6 protein-coding genes and 1 tRNA gene are annotated in these 6129 nt (G+C 44.9%); 5 read left to right on the top strand and 2 right to left on the bottom strand.

What is annotated here, in order from left to right; genetic code table 11:
• The first annotated feature begins 577 nt into the window (after window positions 1-577).
• The 3 genes from RYL88_RS10875 to RYL88_RS10865 all read left to right on the top strand — a co-directional run bounded on the left by RYL88_RS10875 (window position 578) and on the right by RYL88_RS10865 (window position 2482).
• Complete coding sequence (locus RYL88_RS10875; RefSeq protein ID WP_314991248.1) at window positions 578-1243, top strand: hypothetical protein; 666 nt, start codon at window positions 578-580, stop codon at window positions 1241-1243.
• Window positions 1244-1329: 86 nt separating this feature from the next.
• Window positions 1330-1896, top strand: coding sequence for a hypothetical protein (locus tag RYL88_RS10870; RefSeq protein ID WP_314991246.1), 567 nt, complete (start codon window positions 1330-1332; stop codon window positions 1894-1896).
• Window position 1897: 1 nt separating this feature from the next.
• Window positions 1898-2482 (top strand): hypothetical protein, encoded by a 585-nt coding sequence (locus tag RYL88_RS10865; protein WP_314991244.1) that lies wholly within the window; start codon window positions 1898-1900, stop codon window positions 2480-2482.
• On the opposite strand, the gene RYL88_RS10860 is transcribed toward RYL88_RS10865, so the two are convergent.
• Window positions 2479-2736, bottom strand: a complete 258-nt coding sequence (locus RYL88_RS10860; RefSeq protein ID WP_314991242.1) for a hypothetical protein — start codon at window positions 2734-2736, stop codon at window positions 2479-2481. The genes RYL88_RS10865 and RYL88_RS10860 overlap by 4 nt on opposite strands.
• Window positions 2737-2788: 52 nt before the next feature.
• Window positions 2789-3616 carry a polyphosphate kinase 2 gene (gene ppk2, locus RYL88_RS10855; protein WP_314991250.1) on the bottom strand — a complete coding sequence of 276 codons (828 nt, stop codon included), beginning with the start codon at window positions 3614-3616 and terminating at the stop codon, window positions 2789-2791.
• A 120-nt stretch (window positions 3617-3736) separates the two neighbouring features.
• On the opposite strand from ppk2, the gene dsbD reads away from it, so the two are divergent.
• Complete coding sequence (gene dsbD / locus RYL88_RS10850) at window positions 3737-5617, top strand: protein-disulfide reductase DsbD (RefSeq protein ID WP_314991240.1); 1881 nt, start codon at window positions 3737-3739, stop codon at window positions 5615-5617.
• A gap of 344 nt (window positions 5618-5961) precedes the next feature.
• A tRNA-Gln gene (locus RYL88_RS10845) sits at window positions 5962-6035 on the top strand.
• Window positions 6036-6129 lie beyond the last annotated feature (94 nt).

Below are 6129 nucleotides of genomic sequence, written 5' to 3'. Positions count from 1 at the left end.
CTAAAGGCTAGAGCGCGTTTCTAGCCTTTGTTTTTTGCGTTATTTGCCGCTAAATTTAACCTAAAATACGTCAAATTTAACGCCTTAAAATTTACAAACATCCAAATTTTGCTAACGTCCTTTGAGCCGCAAATTTAGCCCTATCTAGCCAAAATCAACGTAGTCGCCACTCCCTTCCAAAAAACGCGATACGCAAGCGTTTTTTAGCTCGCCAACCTAGGCGTTTTTGCGATTTATCGCTCTAAATTTCTTAAACGGCGCAGAACCGCAAATAAAATACCAAAACCGTTTAAAATAATGCGCTTGCCGCGCCAAGCCCAAACCTAAACCCATACAAAAAATTTTTGCCTTTTTCGCGACGTTTAAATTTATAAACTTTAGGGCACACCTAAATTTAGTCTAAGCTTTTACGACTCTTAGTTCAATTTCGCCTTTTTACGGAGCTTAGCTTAAAATTTCCAAAGCAGCTTAAATTTAATAGTCGTTTAAAACAAATTTATGTATATTCTCTATTTTACGGGTCGCAAATTTATAAATTTAAAGCCAAAAACGACCCGAGCGCGACAAAGGAGCAAGGTTGAAAATAAAATTTAGCGAAGCCAAAACCCAAGGCATCGTCGGCGCGGTTTGCATTTTAGCGGCGAACGCTAGCTACCTGGCGGGCGATTGGAATATATTTTGGCTGATTCATATTTTTGCGTGGCTGCTTGCGCTAACATCTTTTAACTACGCCCTAGCCCACGCCCAAGACCTGTCGGGCGCAAACGTTTTTAACCTCTTTAATAACGCCTACAACGGCTTTTTAACGGCTATTTTATGCCTCATCGCGCTCTACGTCCTTGACGAAAATTTCCTCGACGTCATATTTTACGCCCTGCTTCCGCTAGTCGCATTTGCCGTAGCGGTCTCGTGGATCGCGGTAAATTTTAAGCTATCCCGCGCGCTAAACCGCGTACTTTTTCGCGTCTACGGATGGGCGTTTGCCGTAAACATCGCCGTAAATGCCGCATACTACGCACTAGAGGCCGCCTGGCCCGGCCTAATCTTGCCCATAGCTAAATTTAAAACCCCCGTAGCCGCGTCCCTTGATCTTGCGGCCTCGTGCATTTTGCTTGCGGCATGGATCAGCGTGGGTAAATTTAGCAACGAAAACAAAGCAAATTTAAACGAAACAGGCGTAAACGCGGAGGAGCTAGAGCCTGAATTTATGCCTCTAAAAACCCAAAAAAGTAAACAAATCTAAGCAAAAGGAAAAACGCGCAAGAAATATCATATAAACAAAAAGTCCTAAAAGAAGCAAAAAGACAAGGCATAATATCATGCCGATTTTTGCTAGCCAACTTTGCCGCATCGTTTTTGATAGCGGTTTACAAAGCCTTTACGCAACTCCATACCTTAAAGCAACTGCAAAACTTAGAGCTGATAGATAGCGTGATTACCAACCTAACGACGCTAGCGGCTACTATTTATATTTGGTTAGCGATTAAAAAACTAGCCGATATTTACGACACCGATGTCTATGAAATCTTCATAAAAGCCGTAATCGCGGTCGTACTAGCGATTTTTATCTCGTTAGCGCTTAGTCTAGAAGGAATAACGCCGGGCGCCGTCAAAGCCGTTAGCTACGTATTAGTCGGTATCGGCATATATTTTTTCATACTCTGGTTTAAGCTAAATTTTGCTCTGGCCAAAATCACGAATAACAAGCTTTTTAAGACTTACGTATTTTTTGCTATCATTAGTGCCGTCGTCGGAGGAGCGATAAAAACTCTAGCGATGTTTGGCTTTTTTGGAGGAGGTCTATATATGTTAGCCGCGGCGCTAAGCATCGCGATACTATATGTGCTGCCGACTGCATTTTATCTATACGCCTGGACTATGATAAAGGAGGAGTAAAGTGGACGAAAACGAGCAAAATTTGACCGAAGATAGAGCCCAAACAGTAAACAACGTAAGAAATTTAGGATTTTTAGCTGCTATTTGCATGTCGCTTACGATTTTGTCGTCTTACATTGTAGCTTTTTCGCCGCAGTTTCAGGACAGAAACCATTGGGTGCTCGGGTCTATAGGCACAATCGTTTGTTTTTATGTGGCTTTTAAAGCGCTTCAGCCTCTATGCGAGATAAATCTCGTGCGGCCGTTTCATGCGAGTTGGATTTTTTGGATTGTTATGGTGGCAACGGCATATTTTAAGGAAAGATTTTATAGCGCCGAGTTTATGCTTATATTTTTTACATTATTTACTTTGTCGGCGATTTCTTGGACGATTTTAAATTTTAGGTTGGCGCGCGTCACGCAAAATCCGCTGTTTAAATTTCATGCCATCATACTCATAGTCTCCGTCATATCTAGCCTTACGGTATTTTTTCTAAAAGCAAACCCGGGCTCCGTGCTTTACTACGCGGACGCGGCGATAACGGCGACGTCTCAGGGTTTACTAGTTGGCGTATGGTACGACGTGGATGACGTGGAGGATGTTTAAATTTGGCTATAAAATGCGCGAGTAACGGCTCTGCGCGGTTTAAATTTGGTCTGCCGAGCACCGGTGAAATTTGGCAAATTTGAGTTAAATTTAGCTCTGACCGGCTTTGTTAAATTTGCCATAGCGCCGCTTGCAAATTTATTTCCGTAAAGCTGGCAATCGCCGATTTTACCGCCGTTCGTATCAAAAAGGCGCGGGTTTGGCCGCCCGCGTATAAATTTAACGGCCGAGTCAAATTTGACACATTTAGGCAAATTCTCGCTAGGCCGTTTGCCGAGCCGCACGTCAAATTTGACCCGCGACGCCCTATCCGTTCATCTTGGATAGCTTTTCGTTTTTGAGATTTGCCTCCATCTGGCGTATCTCCTCCTCGCCGCTCCTTACGATACCTTTGTCGCACTCAAAGTTTTTGGCGTCTATCTTTTTCGGATATTCGACGTTTGCTAGGATGTATCTAAAAAGGTTTATGCGAGCCTGCTTTTTGCTATCTGAGACGATAATCGTCCACGGACAAAACGGCGTGTTGGAGGCTAGCAGCATCGAGTATTTGGCGATGGTGTACTGATCCCAGAGCTCCTGGCTTTTTTCATCCACTGGGGAGATTTTAAACTGCTTGAGCGGATCGGTGAGGCGCTCTTTGAAGCGCTTTTTTTGCTCCTCTTTTGAAACCGAGAGATAAAATTTAAAGAAAATTATGCCCGAGTTTTTGATCATCTCCTCAAATTTAGGCACTTCGCGCAAAAACTCCTTATGCTCCTCCTGCGTGCAAAAGCCCATAACGGGCTCCACGCCCGCGCGGTTGTACCACGAGCGGTCAAAGATCACGATCTCGCCCGCACTCGGTAAATGCGCGACGTAACGCTGGAAATACCACTGCGAGCGCTCGACGTCGCTCGGCTTTTCAAGCGCCACGATGCGGCATCCGCGCGGATTTAGATGCTCGGTTAGGCGCTTTATCGAGCCGCCCTTGCCCGCCGCGTCGCGCCCCTCGATGATGATGAGTACGCGTAGACCCTGTTCTTTTACGTGATTTTGAAATTTTAAAAGCTCGATTTGTAGCTTTCTAAGCTCGCGCTCGTAGTCGAATTTCACGCTATCCGTGCCGTTTTTACTCACTCTAAACCTCCTTTGGATATTTTTAAAATGTTACTATCAAATGATTAAATTTTAGCTAAAATACGCTTCTTAATTTTATATTTAACGCCGACTTTATGGGAGCTTGTGTAAAATGCGACAAAAATTTCAAGGAATATTATGATTTTTAGGATGATTTTTGCGGCGATTCTGACTTGCTGCGCTATGTTTGCCGAACCGCTTTCGGTCAAAGAAGCCTTCGGTCTCACCGCGCACGCCGACGAGCAAAACGTCGAGTTTAGATTTGCCCCCGCGCCAAATATCCACGTCTACAAAGATAGCCTAGCAGCGAGCCTAGGCGATAAAATTTTAAACTCGCATCTAAACTTCCCAAAAGGCGAAATTTACGAAGAACGCGAGGTTTATACGGATAAATTTAGCCTTTTCGTACCGATAAATTTGCTAAAAGGGCTTAGCGGCGGCGAAAATTTCACTCTAAAGCTCGAATACCAAGGCTGCGCCAAAGACGGCATCTGCTACCAACCGCAAGTGCTCAAATTTAGCGTCAAAAAGGGGCTTGGCGGCTACTCCGTCGCGCAGATTATAGAGGCCGCCGAGCCTGATTTTGCAAGCTCGCAAGCCCCGCTCTCCGAGCAAGACTCCATCGCCGCAAGCCTTAGCAGTGCAAATTTCCTCCTCTCGCTCGCCACGTTTTTTGGCTACGGATTGCTACTATCGCTCACGCCTTGCATCTTTCCGATGATTCCGATCTTATCATCCATCATCGTCTCAAAACAAGCTAGCAGCACGCAAGACGGCAAAAACAGCACCGTAAATTTAAGCGCGGCAGACGAAAACTCGGTCAAATTTGATAGCAGTAACCCGCACGCTAAAAATAATAAAAACAAAAACTCGCGCGCTACTAGCGGCTTTTTTCTCTCTACCATCTACGTTTTTGCGATGGCCTGCGCCTACGCGGTAGCAGGCGTGGCGGCTAGCGTTTTTGGCTCTGGCGTGCAAAGCGCGCTACAAACCCCAGCCGTACTGATCGGTTTTAGCCTCGTTTTTGTCGCGCTCGCGCTTTCGATGTTCGGACTTTACGAGCTTCAGATGCCCCTTGCCATGCAAAACGCGCTTAGCAAAAAAGCTCAAAGCAAGGGCGGCATAATCGGCGTTTTTGCGATGGGATTTTTATCAGCGCTTATCGCTAGCCCATGCGTGGCAGCGCCTCTTGCGGGCGCACTGCTTTATATAGCGCAGAGCGGAAACGCGCTGTTTGGCGGGCTTGCGCTATTTACGATGGGGGTTGGCATGGGCGTGCCGCTACTGATTATCGGAGCAAGCTCGGGTAAAATTTTGCCGCGACCGGGCGCTTGGATGGATAAAATAAAAACGCTTTTTGGCTTTATCATGCTGATAATGGCGGTCTGGCTTAGCGCGCGCGTGCTGGGAGCTATGGCAGAACTACTACTTTACGGCATTATTGGCGTGTTTGCTAGCGTATTTTTCGGAGCTTTTGATGCGACAAATAGCGAGCAAAGTAGCAGCAAAAAGCTACTAAAAGGCGCGGCACTACTAGCCTGTATCTACTCCGTCTTGCTGATCGTGGGCTCGTTTTCGGGCGCTAAATCGGCGCTAAATCCGCTTGGAGGTTTTAAAAATGCAGGCGGCGCAGGCGTAAATTTGAGCAAAAACGAACCGAATTTTATCGCCGTCTCAAATTTAACCGAACTAGAAAATGCGGTAAAAAGCTCGTCTAAACCCGTTCTAATCGACTTTTATGCGACTTGGTGTGCTAGCTGTAACGAGCTTGACGAGATCACTTTTAAAGATGAAACCGTGCTAAAAAAGCTAGAAAATTTTACTCTTTTGCGAGTGGACGTAACAAAAAATAGCAGTGGCGACGCGCAGATAATGAAAAAATTCGGACTCATCGGACCGCCTGCGATCCTATTTTTTCGCGCCGGTAGCCGCGCGCAAGACGAGCTAAAAAACGCACGCCTCATCGGATTTTATCCGCCCGAAAAGTTTTTAGCGCATCTTGAAAAATTCGGGTTGTGAAATTTACGAAAACGTGGTGCTGTAGGAAAATTTGGAAGTAAATTTGGCCTAGTTTTTGTTCTGTAGTCAAATTTGGCGTTTAAATTTTGCGAATTTAAATTTGGTTAAATTTATGCGGCGATTTTATCGTATCAAATTCAGAAGCATTTTAAACGCGGTTAAATTTGCTTCCGAATTTTGACCGCAAGAATTTCCGCCTTTACTCACGAATATTTTTGCGGTACTGCCAGCGACGATTGCAAGCTCATTTTACCGCGCTTTGATGATTTTTTACGATTTTATCCTCAAAATTTGAGATAATTAAAGCTGATTTAAATTTCGCTCGCTATAATTTCGCCTATCGTTACCCTGTAGTTTAGTGGTAGAACTGCTGACTCTGGATCAGCTAACAGAGGTTCGAATCCTTTCAGGGTAACCATTATACTACATCTTAAAACTTCCCAAAACGTCCAAAAATATAAAAAAGCCCCGATATAGACGGATTTTAAAGATATTTTTGCGTATATTTAAAA

The organism is uncultured Campylobacter sp. (assembly GCF_963517995.1).
Taxonomy (GTDB): Bacteria; Campylobacterota; Campylobacteria; order Campylobacterales; family Campylobacteraceae; genus Campylobacter_A.
The sequence above is the reverse complement of the archived record's forward strand: the minus strand, read 5'-3'. Positions and strand labels throughout refer to the sequence as shown.

Excerpts from the sequence above, each read along its gene's own strand:
- dsbD (WP_314991240.1), top strand. The coding sequence starts at position 3,737 with ATGATTTTTAGGATGATTTTTGCGGCGATTCTGACTTGCTGCGCTATG.